Below are 15959 nucleotides of genomic sequence, written 5' to 3' on the forward strand. Positions count from 1 at the left end.
CGAGCATCGGGTCGTGTCCGGCGACGGGGCGACCATCCTGCACGCTGACCTCGACGCGTTCTACGCCTCGGTCGAGCAGCGTGACGATCCGTCGCTGCGCGGCAGGCCGGTGATCGTCGGCACGGGTGTGGTGCTGGCCGCCAGCTACGAGGCCAAGGCCTATGGCGTCCGCACGGCGATGGGTGGGCAGCAGGCCCGCCGGCTCTGCCCGTCCGCCGTGGTGGTTGCGCCGCGGATGTCGGCGTACAGCCGCGCCAGTGCGGCGGTGTTCGAGGTCTTCCGCGATACCTCGCCGGTGGTCGAGCCACTCTCGGTGGACGAGGCTTTCCTCGACGTGTCGGGGCTGCGGAGAATTTCCGGCGAGCCGGTGCAGATCGCCGCGCGGCTGCGCCACGACGTCCGCGACCGGGTGGGCCTACCGATCACGGTCGGTGTCGCGCGCACCAAGTTCCTGGCCAAGGTCGCCAGCCAGCAGGCCAAGCCCGACGGGTTGCTGCTGGTGCCCCCGGAGGGCGAGCTGGAGTTCCTTCATCCACTGCCGGTGCGCCGGCTGTGGGGGGTCGGCGCCAAGACAGCGGAAAAGCTTCAGGCCCATGGCATTCACACCGTCGCGCAGGTCGCGGAGCTCAGCGAGTCGATGCTCGCCTCGATGGTCGGTGCAGCGATGGGCCGCCAGCTGTTCGCGCTGTCCCGCAACATCGACCGCCGAAAGGTGCAGACCACCCGGCACCGGCGCTCGGTCGGCGCCCAACGGGCACTGGGCCGGACCCGGTTGACGCCGGCGGAACTGGACGCCGTGGTGGTCGGTCTGGTCGACCGGATCACCCGCAGGATGCGCGCCGCCCAGCGCACCGGCCGCACAGTGGTACTGCGGCTGAGGTTCGACGACTTCACCCGGGTCACCCGGTCCCACACGATGCCGCGGGCGACCTCGTCGACCGAGACGATCCTTGCCGCCGCGCGTGAACTCGTCGGCGCCGCATGGCCTTTGATTGCCGCACAGGGGATCACATTGATCGGCTTCGCGGTGTCCAATATCGACCGCGATGGAGCGCAGCAACTGGAATTGCCGTTGGACGGGCAGACCCTGGATGCCGTCGACCTCGATGCCGCCGTCGATCAGGTGCGGCGCCGGTACGGCAACGCCGCACTGACGCGCGGGGTGTTGATCGGCAGGGACCCGGGTCTGGAGATGCCTCAGCTTCCCGACTGAGCCCAGCCGACCAGCCTGTCGGCCGGCCAGGTGTTGATGATGCGCTCGACGGGAACCTCGGCGTCGAGTGCGCGCTGGGCGCCGTAACCCAGGAAGTCGAGCTGACCGGGCGCGTGGGCGTCGGTGTCGATGGAGAAGTCGCAACCGATCTCCAGCGCGAGGTTGAGCAGCCGGGTCGGCGGGTCCCGGCGCTCCGGGCGCGCATTGACCTCGACGGCTGTCCGGTGGTCTCGACAGGCCTGGAACACCTTCTCGGCGTCGAACGTCGATTCGGGTCGCAGTCCCCTGGCACCGCTGACCAACCGGCCGGTGCAGTGGCCCAGCACGGTGACCCGGGCGTTGGATACGGCGCGCACCATGCGGCGGGTCATCGACGGGGCATCCATCGACAGCTTCGAGTGCACGCTGGCCACCACGACGTCGAGGCGGTCCAGCAAGTCGGGGTCCTGATCGAGAGTGCCGTCATCGAGGATGTCGACCTCGATGCCGGTGAGGATCCGCAACGGCGCCAGCGTGTCCCGCAGCTCATCGATGACGTCGAGTTGGTGGCGCAGCCGATCTGCCGAGAGACCATTGGCGATGGTGAGCCGGGGCGAGTGGTCGGTGAGCGCGCAGTACTCGTGGCCCAGCGCAGCGGCCGTCGTCATCATCTCCGCGATCGGGGCTGAGCCATCCGACCAGTTCGAGTGACAGTGCAGATCGCCCCTGATCGCTTCCCTGATGTGACCGCCCCCTAGATCCTCTGCCGCCGAACGTAATTCGACCAACGCGTCGGGCACCTGACCCGCGACGGCCTGGGTGATGACCTTGGCTGTCTTGGGTCCGATCCCGGGCAGCGACTGCCAGGTACCGGCCTTCGCATGCCGGTCGCGCGCGGCCTCGTCGAGCGACTCCACGACGTCGGCGGCCTTGCGGTAGGCCATCACGCGGCGGCTGTCCTCGCGCGCACGGTCCTTGTAGTACGCGATCTCGCGCAGGGCGGCCACCGGGTCCATGCCTCCAGTGTGCTCCGGTTTGGGCCGGGAGCCGTGGGCGCGCTACAGTGGATTGAGAATTTGTTCAATCCGTCAAATCATCATGAACCGAGGTGAACGGTGCCCAGCACCTCTCCCGGCGACACCGATCGGCCCCTGTACGAGATCAAGGCCAACCTGTTCAAGGCCCTCGCCCACCCCGCTCGGATCCGCGTCCTGGAAATCCTGTCGGCCAACGCCAGGCCCACCACGGTCAGCGAGATCCTCGCCGGCACCGAGATCGAACCGACCCTGCTCTCCCAGCACCTCGCCGTGCTCAAGCGCCATCAGGTGGTACAGGCCCAGCGCGTCGGCAACGCGGTCTACTACGAGCTCGCGCATCCATCGATCTCGAACCTTCTCGTCATCGCCCGCACCTTCCTGGCCGACACCCTCAAAGCCCAGCAGCAGCAACTCGAAGCGTTCGACGCCCTGCCCCCGGTGGGTGGCCCGCAATGATCGCCCGGGCTGCGGGCACCATCTCCCGGCTACTTCCCCACCGCAGCGACTACGCCGACCTGCCGAGGTCCTGGCGGCGCGACATCCTGGCCGGCATCACCGTCGGCGTGGTGGCGCTGCCGCTGGCCCTGGCGTTCGGCATCAGCTCGGGCGTGGGTGCGGCCGCGGGTCTGATCACCGCCGTCATCGCCGGCCTGGTCGCCGCGGTGTTCGGCGGATCCCACGTCCAGGTGTCCGGGCCCACCGGCGCGATGGCGGTGGTGCTCGCACCGATCGTCGCCCAGCACGGAATCGGCAGTGTCGCGCTGGTGACGGTGTTGGCCGGCGTGCTGGTGCTGGCGGCCGGCGTCTCCGGCCTGGGCCGTGCGGTGACGTTCATCCCCTGGCCGGTGATCGAGGGGTTCACCCTCGGCATCGCAGCCATCATCTTCCTGCAGCAGGTGCCTGCCGCCTTCGGGGTCGCCGCCCCGGCCGGGCAGCGCACACTTCCCGCCGCCTGGTCGGTGATCACGCACGCCGACTGGTCCTCGGCATGGCGGACACTGGCGATCGTCGGACTGGTCGCGGTACTCATGAACGGACTGCCCCGGCTGCACCGCAGCATTCCGGAATCCCTGACCGCAGTGGTCGTTTCCACCGTGCTCGTCGTCGTCGCCCACCTCCCGGTGGCCCGCATCGGCGAACTCCCGTCCCACCTGCCCGCGCCGGTGATGCCGCAGGCGGACATGAGCGCGCTACGTACCCTGCTGGGTGCCGCGCTTGCCATCGCCGCACTCGCCGCGATCGAGTCGCTGCTGTCGGCGCGGGTGGCCGCCACCATGTCCCCGACCGGTCCCTACGATCCCGACCGCGAACTCGTCGGCCAGGGCCTGGCGTCGGTGGCCTCCGGGCTGTTCGGTGGGATGCCGGCCACCGGTGCCATCGCACGCACCGCGGTGAACGTCCGCTCCGGCGCCCGCACCCGGGTCGCGGCCATCGTGCACTCGCTGCTGCTGCTGGCCGTGGTGTATCTGGCGACCGGACCGGTCTCGGCAATTCCGTTGGCCGCCTTGGCCGGTGTGCTCATGGTGACGTCGTTCCGGATGATCTCAGCGGGCACGGTCGGCAAGATCCTGCGCTCGACGCGCTCGGACGCGGCCACCTTCGTGCTGACCGCGGTGGTGACGATCTGCTTCGACCTGATCGAGGCGGTGGAAATCGGCCTGGTGGTGGCGGCGTTCTTCGCGCTGCGTACGGTGGCGCGGCGCAGCAGTGTGGTGCGTGAGGAATTGCCCGGTCCGCGGCAGCCCGGTGACGAGCGAATCGCCTTGCTGCGACTCGATGGAGCGATGTTCTTTGGTGCGGCAGAACGTATTTCCAGTGAAATCACCAGCTCAGATCATCCCGAGGTGTCCGTCGTGATCATCCGGATGTCACAGCTGGGCATGCTCGATGCCACCGGCGCACACACGCTGGCCGAGATCGCCGAGGAATTGGAGGCGCGCGGCATCACGGTGATCATCAAAGGCGTCCAACCCGAACACATGGCGCTGCTGTCCAGCATCGGCATCGTCGAGGCGCTGCGGCACGAGAACCACCTGATCGACTCCCTGGACGACGCGATCGCCCACGCCCGCTCGCACGTCGCAGCACCCACTCAGCCAGGCTGAGTAGGGTTGGTCTGGTGCGATTCGCGTTCAAGACCTCACCGCAGAACACCACCTGGGCCGACATGCTCGCGGTCTGGAAGGCCGCCGACGACATCGACGTCTACGAGTCCGGCTGGACGTTCGATCACTTCTATCCGATCTTCTCCGATCCCACCGGCCCCTGCCTGGAGGGCTGGACCACGCTGACGGCCCTGGCGCAGGCGACCACCCGGTTGCGGGTGGGCACCCTGGTCACCGGTATCCACTACCGGCACCCCGCCGTGCTCGCCAATATGGCTGCGGCGCTGGACATCATCTCCGAGGGACGGCTCGAGCTCGGCATCGGCGCGGGCTGGAACGAGGAGGAGTCCGGCGCCTACGGCATCGAGCTCGGCACCATCAAGGAGCGCTTCGACCGGTTCGAAGAGGCCTGCCAGGTGCTGATCGGCCTGCTGAGCCAGGAGACCACCGACTTCGACGGCCGGTACTACCAGCTCAAGGACGCCCGCAACGAGCCCAAGGGACCACAGCGCCCGCACCCGCCGATCTGCATCGGTGGCAGTGGGGAGAAGCGCACGCTGCGCATCACGGCCAAGTACGCCGACCACTGGAACTTCGTCGGCGGACCGCCCGAGGAGTTCGCCCGCAAGCGCGACGTACTCAAGGCACATTGCGCCGACGTCGGCCGCGATCCCAAGGACATCATGCTGTCGGCGCACGTTCGGATCGACCCTGAGCGTGGCCACCGCGGCGTCATCGAGGACGCCATCGCCCTGGGCGCCGAGGGACTGGACCTCGCGATCATCTATCTGCCCAACCCGCACGACCCCGCGGTTCTGGAACCTCTCGCCGAGGCCATCCGCGATTCAGGGCTGTGGACACCGACAGCCTGAGCCAGATAACGGCTTGATAACACCCGGCAAAGTAATGGCGGCGTCAACTACCGCCCGAAAGTGTTGCTAGAACCCGAAGCGTACGAGTTCGTCGGCGGTGACCAGTCGTTCGTGTTTCTCCGAGAACGCCCGGCTCCGCACCGGATGCCGGAACAAGGACCAGGCTATACGCGCGACCCGCGAGCGAGATATCGGGTTGAGGTACACAAGGATCACTCCTGTGGTCGACTGTCCAATGACCGGAGCACTACTTTACCGCAGCGACCGCTCCAGCAATTAGACATAGATCACACTGCAAACCGCGGCAGGCGCGCCGCATTAAAGTCAGATGATTCTGGTGCGACGAAAGTGGCGGAAGTGACCATCAGCGTCTGACCGCCCACCCCGCCGCGCGGCTTCAGTCCCCGGGAAACGGGAACCCTCGGCTATGACAACTTCACGGCCGGCTGTTCTGTTCGACATCGACGGGACCCTCGTCGACTCCAACTATCTGCATGTGCACGCCTGGCAGCGGGCCTTCACCGACATGGACCTCCCGGTGCCGGCCTGGCGCATCCACCGCTGCATCGGAATGGACGGCGCACAGCTCGTCGACACCTTGTCCGGCGGTGCACCCGAGCCAATCCAGAAGCAGCTCAAGGACTTACACACCCGGTACTACGAGTCGGACGCCGCGCTACTGGCCGTCCTTCCGGGCGCGCGGGAGCTGCTGGCCCGGGTCGTCGAACTGGGCCTGCACGTAGTGCTGGCCACCTCGGCCCCGGACAACGAACTGGTCCTGCTGCGCTCGACGCTGGACTGCGACGACCTGGTCTCGGCGATCACCTCGTCCGCGGACGTCGAGACGGCCAAGCCGCGGCCCGACATCGTCAAAGTGGCCATGGACAAAGCCGGGGTCAGCGCGCAGCACGCCGTGTTCGTCGGCGACACGGTGTGGGATGTCGAGGCCGCTGGGCGCGCCGATGTCGCCTGCATCGGTGTGCTGTCGGGCGGGATCTCCCGCGCCGAACTCGACACCGCGGGCGCGGCGGCGGTCTACGAGGACGCCGAACACCTGCTGGCGGGCATGGGCGGCAGCCCGCTGTCGACACTGCTGGCGCACGAGGTTTTGCCCTGATCGGGTTCGGGTAGAGACTGCCCATGATCCGGCCGGTCCAGCAGCTGCCGTCCGACAGCACGCCCGCCGATCTGTCCGCCTACTACCGCGACCCACCCGATGGTGTCCGGGTCAACATGGTGTCCACACTCGACGGCGCGGCTTCTTTCGGCGGTGTCGTGGGGCCGCTGTCCGATCCGACCGACCAGAACCTGCTGCTCACCCTGCGCGGATACGCCGACGTCGTGCTGGTCGGCGCCGGGACCGCACGGGCCGAGCGGTACGGGCCGGTGAAGCTGTCCACCGCGCAGGTCGCCGAACGCCGGGCACGCTGGGGCGCCGAGTCCGCCCCGGCGATCGCGGTGGTCACCCACACCGGTCGACTGCCCGCATCGTTGTTCGCTGACGCGGGCGCCCCGCCGATCGTGGTCACCACCGACGCGGTGCTGGGTGCCGCACCGCAGCTGGCTGCCCGCGCCGACGTCGTGCTGGCCGGCGACGCCAGCGTCGACCTACCCGCCGCACTGACCGCTCTTCGCGCCCGCGGCCTGCGCCGGATCCTGTGCGAAGGAGGTCCCACCCTGCTCGACGAACTGGTGGCCCACGACCTCGTCGACGAGATGTGCCTGACCCTCTCGCCCACACTGGCGGCGACGCCCGCGACCTCCCGGCCGGGAGCGCCCGCGCTGGCGGCCCCGGTGCGCATGGCGCTGGGCCACGCGATGACCGTCGACGACTACGTCTACCTCAGATACACCCGAGAAAGGGGACCCCGCCCATGATCAAAGATGAGAACCTGCTGGAGCGACGCCCGGACGGCATCGACGACGACACCGTCGAAGCGGTCGGAACTCTTTCGGAGGCACTGGAATACGTCGAACGGGCCCGTGGACACCTCTACTCCTTCCATCAACTGATGGGGCACGCCGATCTCCTGCTCGGGGACTCCTGCGACAAGCTGCGCGATGCCGGCCACCCCGAGATCGCCGACCGGCTCGGCACCGACATGGTGGGGCGCAACGTGCTGTCCGGCCGGTGGACGTTTCAGATCGTCGAGGAGTTCGACGACGACTACTGGAGCAGGCTGCGAGACCACGAACGCACCGTGCGCGATGAGCTGATGGGCGGTCAGCGCCACGTCTTCGAGGCCGAGATGAAGGAACGCCGCCGCACCAAGGGGCGCCGGGGCCACGAGGCCTCGCCCTGAGCCGCGCCCGATAGTTGTCATGACCGTCACAGCCATCCGGGGTTGAGCCACCGCCCATCCGGGGTACCCGGCACAGTCCACCCGCCGATCGAGGGAGTACCACGTGACCACCGCAGCAGCGTCTGAGGTCTGGCCCGGCAAGGCCTATCCGTTGGGAGCCACCTACGACGGCTCCGGCACCAACTTCGCGGTGTTCTCCGAGGTGGCCGAGCGCGTCGAGCTCTGCCTGTTCGACGATGACGGTACTGAGTCGCGGGTGGTTCTCCCCGAGGTGGACGGCTTCGTCTGGCATTGCTTCCTGCCCGGCATCGAACCCGGCCAGCGCTACGGCTACCGCGTGCACGGGCCGAACGACCCGGCGCAGGGTCACCGCTGCAACCCGAACAAGCTGCTGCTGGACCCGTACGCGAAAGCCATCGACGGCCAATTCGACTGGGATCAATCACTGTTCGGCTACACCTTCGGTGACCCGGACAGCCGTAACGATGACGATTCGGCGGCCAACATGCCGAAATCCGTGGTCATCAACCCGTACTTCGATTGGGGGGTGGACCGGCCGCCGCAGCGCGAGTACGCCGACAGCATCATCTACGAAGCCCACGTCAAGGGCCTGACCCAAACCCACCCCGACATCCCCGAGCCGGTGCGCGGAACGTATGCCGCGATTGCCCACCCGGTGATCATCGACCATCTGAAGTCATTGGGCGCCACAGCAATCGAACTCATGCCCGTGCACCACTTCGCCAACGACTCGACGCTGATCGACAAGGGCCTGTCCAACTACTGGGGTTACAACACCATCGGCTTCTTCGCCCCGGACAGCAAATACTCGGCCAGCAGCAGCCCAGGCGGCCAGGTCCAGGAGTTCAAGGCGATGGTGCGCGCCCTGCACGAGGCCGGCATCGAGGTGATCCTGGACGTGGTCTACAACCACACCGCCGAGGGCAACCACCTGGGGCCCACCCTGAGCTTCCGGGGCATCGACAATGCCGCCTACTACCGCCTGGTCGACGACGACAAGCAGTACTACATGGACTACACCGGCACCGGCAACAGCCTCAACGTCGGCCACCCGCATTCGCTGCAGCTGATCATGGACTCGTTGCGGTACTGGGTGACCGAGATGCACGTCGACGGGTTCCGATTCGACCTGGCCTCCACCCTGGCCCGCGAGTTCTACGACGTCGACCGGCTGAGCGCGTTCTTCGAACTCGTCCAGCAGGATCCCACTGTCAGCCAGGTGAAGCTGATCGCCGAACCGTGGGACGTCGGTCCGGGTGGATATCAGGTGGGCAACTTCCCCCCGCAGTGGACGGAGTGGAACGGCAAGTTCCGCGACACCGTGCGGGACTTCTGGCGCGGCGAGGACGCCAGCCTGGGCGAGTTCGCCTACCGGCTGACTGGATCTGCCGACCTCTACGAGCACACCGCCCGCCGGCCGGTTGCCTCGATCAACTTCGTCACCGCCCACGACGGCTTCACCCTGCGCGACCTGGTGTCCTACAACGAGAAGCACAACGAGGCCAACGGCGAGGACAACAACGACGGCGAGAGCAACAACAAGTCGTGGAACTGTGGCGCCGAAGGGCCGACCGATGATCCGGAAATCAATGCGCTGAGAGCGCGTCAGCAAAGAAACCTGATTGCCACCACGGTGCTCTCCCAGGGGGTGCCGATGATCTCCCACGGGGACGAACTCGGGCGCACCCAGGGGGGCAACAACAATGGCTACTGCCAGGACAACGAGATCACCTGGATCGACTGGGCCACCGCCGACGCGGAGCTGCTGCAATTCACCGCGACGGTATCGGCACTTCGTGGCGAACATCCGGTCTTTCGCCGGCGCCGCTTTTTCAATGGCCGTCCGGTAAGGCGGCGCGGCAGCGAAGGGCTACCTGACATTTCCTGGTTCCGCCCAGACGGTTCGGAAATGAGCGATGAGGATTGGGATTCCGGTTTCGGTAAATCCGTCGCGGTCTACCTCAATGGGCAGGGCATTCCCGACCTGGACCCCCGCGGTCAACGCGTCGTCGACGATTCCTTCGTGCTGTGCTTCAACGCCCATCACGAGCCGATCGAGTTCACGCTGCCGCCGGCGGAATTCGGCAAAGCCTGGGACATCGTCCTCGATACAGGGGTTGGACCAGGAGAAACGGCGGAGTCCGCCGCGATCAAGGCCGGCGGTCCGGTCCGGGTCGAGTCACGGGCCATGGTGGTCCTGCAGGCCCAGGCCTAGCGCCGAGAAGACCGCCGGCACCGACCCGGAGCATTAGCCATGGCCGGTCCCCTCCCCTCCGGGGGACCCGCCATGGCTCATGCGGGAATTATCACAACCCAGCCCGCGGCGCGCCGCGGTTTGGGCGATTTGTATTCAACAATTTGCAAGTAACCAGCAAACAGACAGAAAGTGTTTGTGTGGGGTAATTTCTGAGTCACCTCGCCGTCATGATCCACTGGTCCCATGGCGGCGATAAACCGACCAATCGATGGTTTTGTGGGCAAGGTCAAAGACGTGACCGGCCCAGGCCTGACCGACACCTGGGGCATGGCGTGCACCGATCTCGGAGCATCGGTTCTGGCGGCTGACGGCAACCTGATCTCGGTCTTCGGCGACACCTTCTCCGGCAACCGCGTCGGCGCCGGCGATTGGCGCTCGCCGGTGATCCTCATCGGGGCCGGGGACGCCACCCACGATGTGGTGTACCACCGCGCCGCCGGAGCCGACCCGGCCTACGCCCACCAACTCTGGCGCTATCGGCACAGCGACCGCGTGGGGCCGCTGCGCCGCGGCATCAGCACAGTGATCCCCTCGGACCTGCTGCGCGTCGGTCACGATCTGTTCCTGCATGCGATCGTGAACCGCGGTTTCGGGCACGTGGTGTGGACGGAGATCTGGCGCTCCGGTGACAACGGGAGCACCTGGCACAACCTCGGCACCCGATTCCCGGCCCGCCTGCACTCCGGCCACGGCCAGTGCTGGTCATGGGATTTCGACCCCGACAGCGGCTGGGTCTATGTGGTGTCCACCGGCTTCCAGCGGGACAAGGGCATCATCCTGCAACGGGTGCGCCCACACCATCTTGCCGACGAAAGCCGTTACGCAGCATGGGATCCGGCCGCCCGGCGATGGGGCCGCAGGCCGGGGACGATCACCGGACCCGGGGAGAAGTGGGGCGAACTGTCGCTGCGCCGGCTGGGTCCCGGCCAGTGGGTTCTGGGCGGTTTCCTCTCCTCGGATTATGCGCTGGGTTATCGGGTGCTCGGCGATCCGACGACCGACCTGCGCGCCGTGCCACTGCAGCGCCCGGTCATCGGCTGCGCCTGGGACGACGAAGACCACGCCGGGTGCCGGGTGGCCCAGTTGTACGGCGGCTATCTGCTGCCGGGCAGCCGGCTGGACCGCACCGGTGGCGTGGGTCTGATGGTGTCGCAGTGGAACACCGCCCACGGCTGGCCCTATCGGGTCATGCAGTTCCGCGTCACGCTCGCCGACACCACCGCGGTCCGCTGATCACCCGACGACGATCTCACTCGACATCGATCACTCAACGACGTCGAACAGCGACTCGCCGTCCTCGGGTGTGCCGCTGACCTGCCCGCGATCGGCCCGCCCCGGCGGGTCGTCGGCCGGTTCGACGTCGGCGATGACGTCGGGTTCCTCTTCGGCCAGCCGGGCGTCCAACGACTCGCCCTCGAGTTGCTCGGCGGTGCTGACCCCGAACCTGTTGGCCTCGCTCCAGTCCTCGGGGGGATCGACGACGGTGTCGCCGTCGTCGTTGCGCACCTCATCGGAGTCCAGTGGCTCACTGGGGTTCAGGGTGTCCCCGGGACCGCCTTCTTCCGGCAGATCCATCGGTTCGGTCATGGCGCATCAACCTCCGTTCGGCGTCCGCTCCGGGTTGCCCCGTGGGCGCATCGCTAAACGGCAGGCTCACTCAGCGCGGTCGGCGCCACATCGGCCACAGGGTGGGGCCACCGTCGGGTACCACGATCTCGCCGGTGACCTCGAAGCCGAACCGCTCGTAGTAGGGCACGTTGTCGGGGCTGCTCGACTCTAGGTAGGCGGGGGCATATTCGGCGTCGCAACGCTCCAGCCTGGACTGCAGCAGCGCCCGGCCGAACCCGGTGCCCCGCACCGTCGGGTCGCTGCCCAGGACGGCGAGGTACCAGTGCGGCTCCTCAGGGTGGTTCTCTTTCATCAGATCGGTGACGATCCGGCTGACGGCCAGGCGGCCTCGGACGGCGCGCAACACCGCGGGCAGCATCGCGATCTGTTCGCGCGGGGACTGTTGCCAGCGGCCGGGCGGGTCCCACAGCGCGACACCCCCGATGCCGTCATCGCTGGTGGACACTTCGACGCCACGGCCGGGCAGGAAGTGGTGGCGGGTCAGCGCTCCGAACAGCCCGGGGAGCGCGGCGGTGCGGCGCTCGGGGTCGGGCTGTATCCACGTGATGACCGGATCGTTGTGAAATGCCCGGGCCAGCACCCGGGCCATGGCCGGGATGTCGGATCGGCGCGCGGGACGGACATCGATGGCCACCCCGCAAGGTTAGTCACCCAGATGGCGTTCGGCCTGCCGCTGCGACCAGTCCCACAGCCGGGCGGCCTGCTCGGGGTCGACGGCGAAGGCGGCATAGCCGCCCTGCACCCCGGGCCGGAACGGTCCCGCGATGTGGCAGTCCTCGAGATACAGCCCGCCGAGTCCGTCCAGTTCCGGCGCCGTGGCCGCCCACACGGTGGTCGCGGCGCCGTGCTCGACGTCGGTGACCTCCAGGTTGGCCAGCGTGCCGCTGAAGTCCTCCCGCGTCATGTGCCGGGCCAGTTCGGTGACCACGACCCCGGGGTGCACGGCGAAGGAATGCACTCCGCCTGGCCCCCAGCGCCGCTCGGCTTCGACGGTGAACAACACGTTGGCGGTCTTGCTCTGGCCGTAGGCCTGCCACTTGTCGTAGCCGGACTCGTCGTCGTAGTTCGGGTCTTCCCAGCGGATGCCGCCGTAGAGGTGGCCGCGGCTGCTGAGGTTGACGATGCGGGTACCCGGGACGAAGCTGCCGACCAGTCCGTTGGTGAACACGAAGTGGCCGAGATGGTTTGTGCCGAGCTGCAATTCGTAGCCCTGTGCGGTGCGCGACAGTGGCGGCGCCATCACGCCGGCATTGTTGATGAGGATGTCGACGCGGCTGTGCCGGTGGGCGATGGCCTCGGCGGCCGCCTGTGCGGTGCGCAGGTCGGTGAGGTCCAGTGGCACCACCTCGCAGTCGAGGGCGGCGCGGGTCTTCTCCAGATCACGCACGGCGGCGACGATCTGGGCCCCGGCGCCCTGCATGGCGAGTGCGGTCTGCAGGCCCAGGCCCGAGGATGCGCCCGTGATGACGACGACGCGCCCGCTCAGGTCGACACCGTCAAGCACCTCGGCTGTGGTCTTGGCGCCGGCCGCCGTCATGCAGGATCTCCTGTCTCACCGGCCGTCGAACGCCACCGCGGTGGCCGTCGCTCCCGCCAGGCAGCCGGCCCCTCGGCAGCATCCGGGCCACCCATCAAGCTCAGATGCACCGTAGTCTCCGCCTCGGCGACCTGGTCGAGGTCGGTCCCACTCCACAACAGCCGCTTGCTGTGGGCCACCGACGCGGGGTTGGCGTAGACGGCGACGTCGCGGGCCAGTTCCAACGCCGCGGGCAGCACCTCGGCGGCCGGCAGCGCGCGGCTGGCGATACCGAGCCGGGCGGCCTCGGTGCCGGTGAAGGTGCGGCCGGTCAGCAGGATGTCGGCGGCAACGGCCAGACCGACGGCCTCGCGCAGCGTGTAGTGCACCGCGCAGTCCCCGATCATCCCCCGGCGAACCTGCGGGATGGCCAGTGGGGCGTCGGCGGCGACCAGGCGGACATCACACTGCAGCGCCAGCGTCAGGCCGATCCCGATCGCCGGACCGTTGATGGCGGCGATGACCAGTTTGCGCACCCGGTAGGCCGGCGGCTGCACCGGCGAGGCGCTGAAGCCCTTCCCTGGCGCATCGAATGACGCTGCGGCACTGGACATATCGGCGCCCGAGCAGAACGCCCGGCCGGCCCCGGTGAGAACGACGGCGCGCACGGTGTCGTCACTGTCGCAGTGGCGGTAGGCCTGGCTCAGCGCACTGGCGGTGGCACCGGAGAAGGCGTTGAGCCGTTCGGGTCCGTCGAGAGTGAGCAGCGCGACCCCGGCATCATCGATGTCGACGCGGACGGTGGTCGCAGAGCTCACCCAGCGATCCTGACATACCGCCGGTGCGGCACAGACCGGCGTCGATCAACCGAGCAGCGAGGTGATGCCGAGGGCGACCACACACAGCACCACCACCGTAGTGGTGATCGCATAACCGATGGTGGCGGCCCGGCCCATCGCGAAGCGGCCCATCAGGGCACGGTCCCGGCCGAGCCCGATCATCGCGACCAGCAGTGGGATCAGCAACACCGCGTTGAGCACCTGGGTGCCCACCAGGATCGCGATCAGCGGGACGTTGGGGGTCAGCACGACGACGGCGCCGACGAACGTGACGATGCCGTAGGTCAGATAGAAGGTGCGGGCGTCGCGGTACGGGTCGTCGATGGCGGCTTCCAGCCCGGCGTACTCGCACACCGAGTACGCCGTCGACAGCGGCAGGATCGAGGCGGCCAGGAATGCCGCCCCGATCAGGCCGACGGCGAACAGCGTCGAGGCGGCCTCCCCGGCCAGCGGCTGCAGCGCGACGGCCGCGTCGGCGGCGTCGGTGATGCTGTGCCCGTCGCGGTGCAGGGTGGCCGCGCACGCCACCACCACGAAGAAGCCGATGACCCCGGTGAGTACCGCCCCGGTGACGACGTCGATCCGCTCGGCGGGCAGGTCTTCGGTGCGAAGTTTCTTGTCCACCGCATAGGACTGCATGAACGACAGGCCCCACGGCGCCAGGGTGGTACCCAGGGTTGCCGTGACGATCCCGATCGCCTGTCCCGTCATCGGCATGGTGGGGACCAGCGTGCCGTGCAGCGCCGCACCCCAGTCGGGTTTGGCCAGGAATCCCGAGGCGATGTAGGCCAGGAAGACCGTGGACAGCAGGAGCAGGAGGCGCTCCACCCGATGGAAGCTGCCCCGCAGCACCAGCAGTGCGACGATCACGCCCGCGGCCGGCACGCTGATGTAGCGGCTGATCCCGAACAATTCGAAACCCGCTGCAATTCCGGCGAATTCGGCACAGGTGGTGCCGATGTTGGCGATCACCAGGGCGGCCAGCACCGCCCCGCCGATCCCGACGCCGTAGCGCTGGCGCACCAGCCCGATCAGCCCCTGCCCGGTGACCACCCCCATCCGGGCGGCCAGGGTGTGGAAGACGACGAGGGCGACGGTGGACAGCAGCAACACCCACAGCAGCTGATAGCCGTGGTCTGCGCCGAGCACGGAATAGGTGGTGATGCCGGCCGGATCGTCGTCGGACAGCCCGGCCAGCAGGCCCGGCCCGACGACCGCGAGCAGTGCGGCGGCCCGGGTGCGGATCGCGCCGGGTCTGGTCATGGTGTCGGCCCGACGGGGTGATGGCGGCGCGGCCACACCCGGAACCGCAGGAATCTGCGGCCGCCCAGCGCAGGCGGGTGGGCGAGGAGTTCACGCCACCGTCCGGCATGGTCGGCGGGCATGGCGGCCACGATCCGGGCCGCCTCGGGGTCTGGCAGCGCGCGCAGCACCCGTTCTCCGACGACGGGGTGGGCCGCGCGCACCGCGTCCGCGGCCACGCCGGGGGCGGTGGCACTGAGGATCTCGGCGGCGGACTCGGTGTCGAGCCGGCTGACCAGGTTGGCCAGCCCGCGTGGGTCGAGCCGGTGCACGGCCGACCGCGGGGTGGCGAGTGCGACGCTGTGGCCGCGCTCGGAGGCTAGGTGCAGATCCGGCCAGGCGATGATGTCCTCGCGGCGACGGCGCAGGGCGGGCAGTCGCAGCCGCTCCAGGACGGCGCTGAAACCCACCTCCACACCCAATAATTCGAGGCGTCCGTCCCCGGTGCGGGCCAGCACCACGTCGGCCACCCGAGCCAGCCGCTGCCCCACCACGTCGACGACCTGGGTGTCCAGTACGTCGCGCAACAACAGGATCTCGTGCTCACCGAGTGCGGTGTCGAGATCGCTGGTGGCCAATCGGGTGGCGTCGGCCGCGGCCAGGGTGAGCACCACCTGGTGGTGGCCGAGGGCGCCCACGTACTGCCAAGGAATCAGGAGCTGGGTTCTGCGGCCGGACCTTACGACGATCCGGTCGACGAGGTGCCGACCGGACTCCTCCACCAGGTCGGCGGTCAGGTCGGCGAGTCGGCCGACGACGCGGCCGTCGCTGGCGAGGACATCCTGACCGGCGAGCCGGCTGAGTAACAGCACAGTCGCAGCATGCCCCATTGCGGCACTGGCGGGACCAACCGGCGCGAGGTCGGCGCGGTGACCATTGATTAATG

At 68.4% G+C, this 15959-nt stretch carries 16 protein-coding genes; 9 read left to right on the forward strand and 7 right to left on the reverse strand.

Translation table 11 applies throughout. From position 1 onward, the window contains the following. The first annotated feature begins 13 nt into the window (after nucleotides 1-13). A complete protein-coding gene (gene dinB, locus G6N35_RS18245) occupies nucleotides 14-1213 on the forward strand; it encodes a DNA polymerase IV (RefSeq protein WP_163805522.1) in 1200 nt (399 codons plus the stop codon). On the opposite strand, the gene G6N35_RS18250 is transcribed toward dinB, so the two are convergent. Further along, nucleotides 1198-2208: a PHP domain-containing protein gene (locus G6N35_RS18250; RefSeq protein WP_163805523.1), complete on the reverse strand. Its 1011-nt coding sequence runs from the start codon at nucleotides 2206-2208 to the stop codon at nucleotides 1198-1200. The genes dinB and G6N35_RS18250 overlap by 16 nt on opposite strands. 99 nt (nucleotides 2209-2307) lie before the next feature. Here G6N35_RS18250 and G6N35_RS18255 point away from each other — a divergent pair, with 99 nt between their 5' ends. The 8 genes from G6N35_RS18255 (at nucleotide 2308) to G6N35_RS18290 (ending at nucleotide 11020) form a co-directional block, all read left to right on the forward strand. Further along, nucleotides 2308-2685, forward strand: a complete 378-nt coding sequence (locus G6N35_RS18255) for an ArsR/SmtB family transcription factor (protein WP_163805524.1) — start codon at nucleotides 2308-2310, stop codon at nucleotides 2683-2685. Beyond that, nucleotides 2682-4334 carry a SulP family inorganic anion transporter gene (locus G6N35_RS18260; protein ID WP_163805525.1) on the forward strand — a complete coding sequence of 551 codons (1653 nt, stop codon included), beginning with the start codon at nucleotides 2682-2684 and terminating at the stop codon, nucleotides 4332-4334. The genes G6N35_RS18255 and G6N35_RS18260 overlap by 4 nt, the downstream gene beginning before the upstream one ends. Before the next feature lie 14 nt (nucleotides 4335-4348). Continuing rightward, nucleotides 4349-5206, forward strand: coding sequence for an LLM class F420-dependent oxidoreductase (locus G6N35_RS18265; RefSeq protein ID WP_163805526.1), 858 nt, complete (start codon nucleotides 4349-4351; stop codon nucleotides 5204-5206). Nucleotides 5207-5633: 427 nt separating this feature from the next. Next, entirely contained in the window at nucleotides 5634-6323 is a 690-nt protein-coding gene (locus tag G6N35_RS18270) for an HAD family hydrolase (RefSeq protein WP_163805527.1), read from the forward strand. A gap of 23 nt (nucleotides 6324-6346) precedes the next feature. Next, nucleotides 6347-7084, forward strand: coding sequence for a pyrimidine reductase family protein (locus tag G6N35_RS18275; RefSeq protein ID WP_163805528.1), 738 nt, complete (start codon nucleotides 6347-6349; stop codon nucleotides 7082-7084). Next, nucleotides 7081-7509, forward strand: coding sequence for a hypothetical protein (locus G6N35_RS18280; protein WP_163805529.1), 429 nt, complete (start codon nucleotides 7081-7083; stop codon nucleotides 7507-7509). The genes G6N35_RS18275 and G6N35_RS18280 overlap by 4 nt, the downstream gene beginning before the upstream one ends. A 103-nt stretch (nucleotides 7510-7612) precedes the next feature. Continuing rightward, nucleotides 7613-9745 (forward strand): glycogen debranching protein GlgX, encoded by a 2133-nt coding sequence (gene glgX, locus G6N35_RS18285; protein WP_163805530.1) that lies wholly within the window; start codon nucleotides 7613-7615, stop codon nucleotides 9743-9745. A 225-nt stretch (nucleotides 9746-9970) separates the two neighbouring features. After that, nucleotides 9971-11020 (forward strand): glycoside hydrolase family 183 protein, encoded by a 1050-nt coding sequence (locus tag G6N35_RS18290; protein ID WP_163805531.1) that lies wholly within the window; start codon nucleotides 9971-9973, stop codon nucleotides 11018-11020. Between the two features lie 30 nt (nucleotides 11021-11050). Here the strand turns inward: G6N35_RS18290 and G6N35_RS18295 are convergent, their stop codons facing one another. From G6N35_RS18295 to G6N35_RS18320, 6 genes are all read right to left on the reverse strand, one after another. Continuing rightward, on the reverse strand, nucleotides 11051-11374 hold the full coding sequence (locus G6N35_RS18295) for a hypothetical protein (RefSeq protein WP_163805532.1): 324 nt from the start codon (nucleotides 11372-11374) through the stop codon (nucleotides 11051-11053). 70 nt (nucleotides 11375-11444) lie between these two features. Beyond that, nucleotides 11445-12050, reverse strand: coding sequence for a GNAT family N-acetyltransferase (locus tag G6N35_RS18300; protein WP_179967384.1), 606 nt, complete (start codon nucleotides 12048-12050; stop codon nucleotides 11445-11447). 9 nt (nucleotides 12051-12059) lie between these two features. Further along, on the reverse strand, nucleotides 12060-12953 hold the full coding sequence (locus tag G6N35_RS18305) for an SDR family NAD(P)-dependent oxidoreductase (RefSeq protein WP_163805533.1): 894 nt from the start codon (nucleotides 12951-12953) through the stop codon (nucleotides 12060-12062). Then, the gene (locus G6N35_RS18310; protein ID WP_163805534.1) at nucleotides 12950-13750 is read right to left on the reverse strand and encodes an enoyl-CoA hydratase/isomerase family protein; all 801 of its coding nucleotides are present in this window, start codon (nucleotides 13748-13750) and stop codon (nucleotides 12950-12952) included. Before G6N35_RS18310 ends, G6N35_RS18305 begins: the two co-directional genes overlap by 4 nt. 45 nt (nucleotides 13751-13795) lie before the next feature. Further along, complete coding sequence (locus tag G6N35_RS18315; RefSeq protein WP_163805535.1) at nucleotides 13796-15034, reverse strand: NRAMP family divalent metal transporter; 1239 nt, start codon at nucleotides 15032-15034, stop codon at nucleotides 13796-13798. Next, nucleotides 15031-15885 (reverse strand): magnesium transporter MgtE N-terminal domain-containing protein, encoded by an 855-nt coding sequence (locus tag G6N35_RS18320; RefSeq protein WP_163805536.1) that lies wholly within the window; start codon nucleotides 15883-15885, stop codon nucleotides 15031-15033. The genes G6N35_RS18315 and G6N35_RS18320 overlap by 4 nt, the downstream gene beginning before the upstream one ends. Between the last annotated feature and the right edge of the window lie 74 nt (nucleotides 15886-15959).

It is taken from the genome of Mycolicibacterium anyangense (genome assembly GCF_010731855.1).
Lineage (GTDB): Bacteria > Actinomycetota > Actinomycetes > Mycobacteriales > Mycobacteriaceae > Mycobacterium > Mycobacterium anyangense.

Coding starts and splice junctions, on each gene's coding strand:
- G6N35_RS18280 (WP_163805529.1), top strand. CDS start 7,081: ATGATCAAAGATGAGAACCTGCTGGAGCGACGCCCGGACGGCATCGAC.
- G6N35_RS18260 (WP_163805525.1), top strand. CDS start 2,682: ATGATCGCCCGGGCTGCGGGCACCATCTCCCGGCTACTTCCCCACCGC.
- G6N35_RS18270 (WP_163805527.1), top strand. CDS start 5,634: ATGACAACTTCACGGCCGGCTGTTCTGTTCGACATCGACGGGACCCTC.
- G6N35_RS18295 (WP_163805532.1), bottom strand. CDS start 11,374: ATGACCGAACCGATGGATCTGCCGGAAGAAGGCGGTCCCGGGGACACC.
- G6N35_RS18290 (WP_163805531.1), top strand. CDS start 9,971: ATGGCGGCGATAAACCGACCAATCGATGGTTTTGTGGGCAAGGTCAAA.
- G6N35_RS18305 (WP_163805533.1), bottom strand. CDS start 12,953: ATGACGGCGGCCGGCGCCAAGACCACAGCCGAGGTGCTTGACGGTGTC.
- G6N35_RS18315 (WP_163805535.1), bottom strand. CDS start 15,034: ATGACCAGACCCGGCGCGATCCGCACCCGGGCCGCCGCACTGCTCGCG.
- G6N35_RS18250 (WP_163805523.1), bottom strand. CDS start 2,208: ATGGACCCGGTGGCCGCCCTGCGCGAGATCGCGTACTACAAGGACCGT.
- G6N35_RS18275 (WP_163805528.1), top strand. CDS start 6,347: ATGATCCGGCCGGTCCAGCAGCTGCCGTCCGACAGCACGCCCGCCGAT.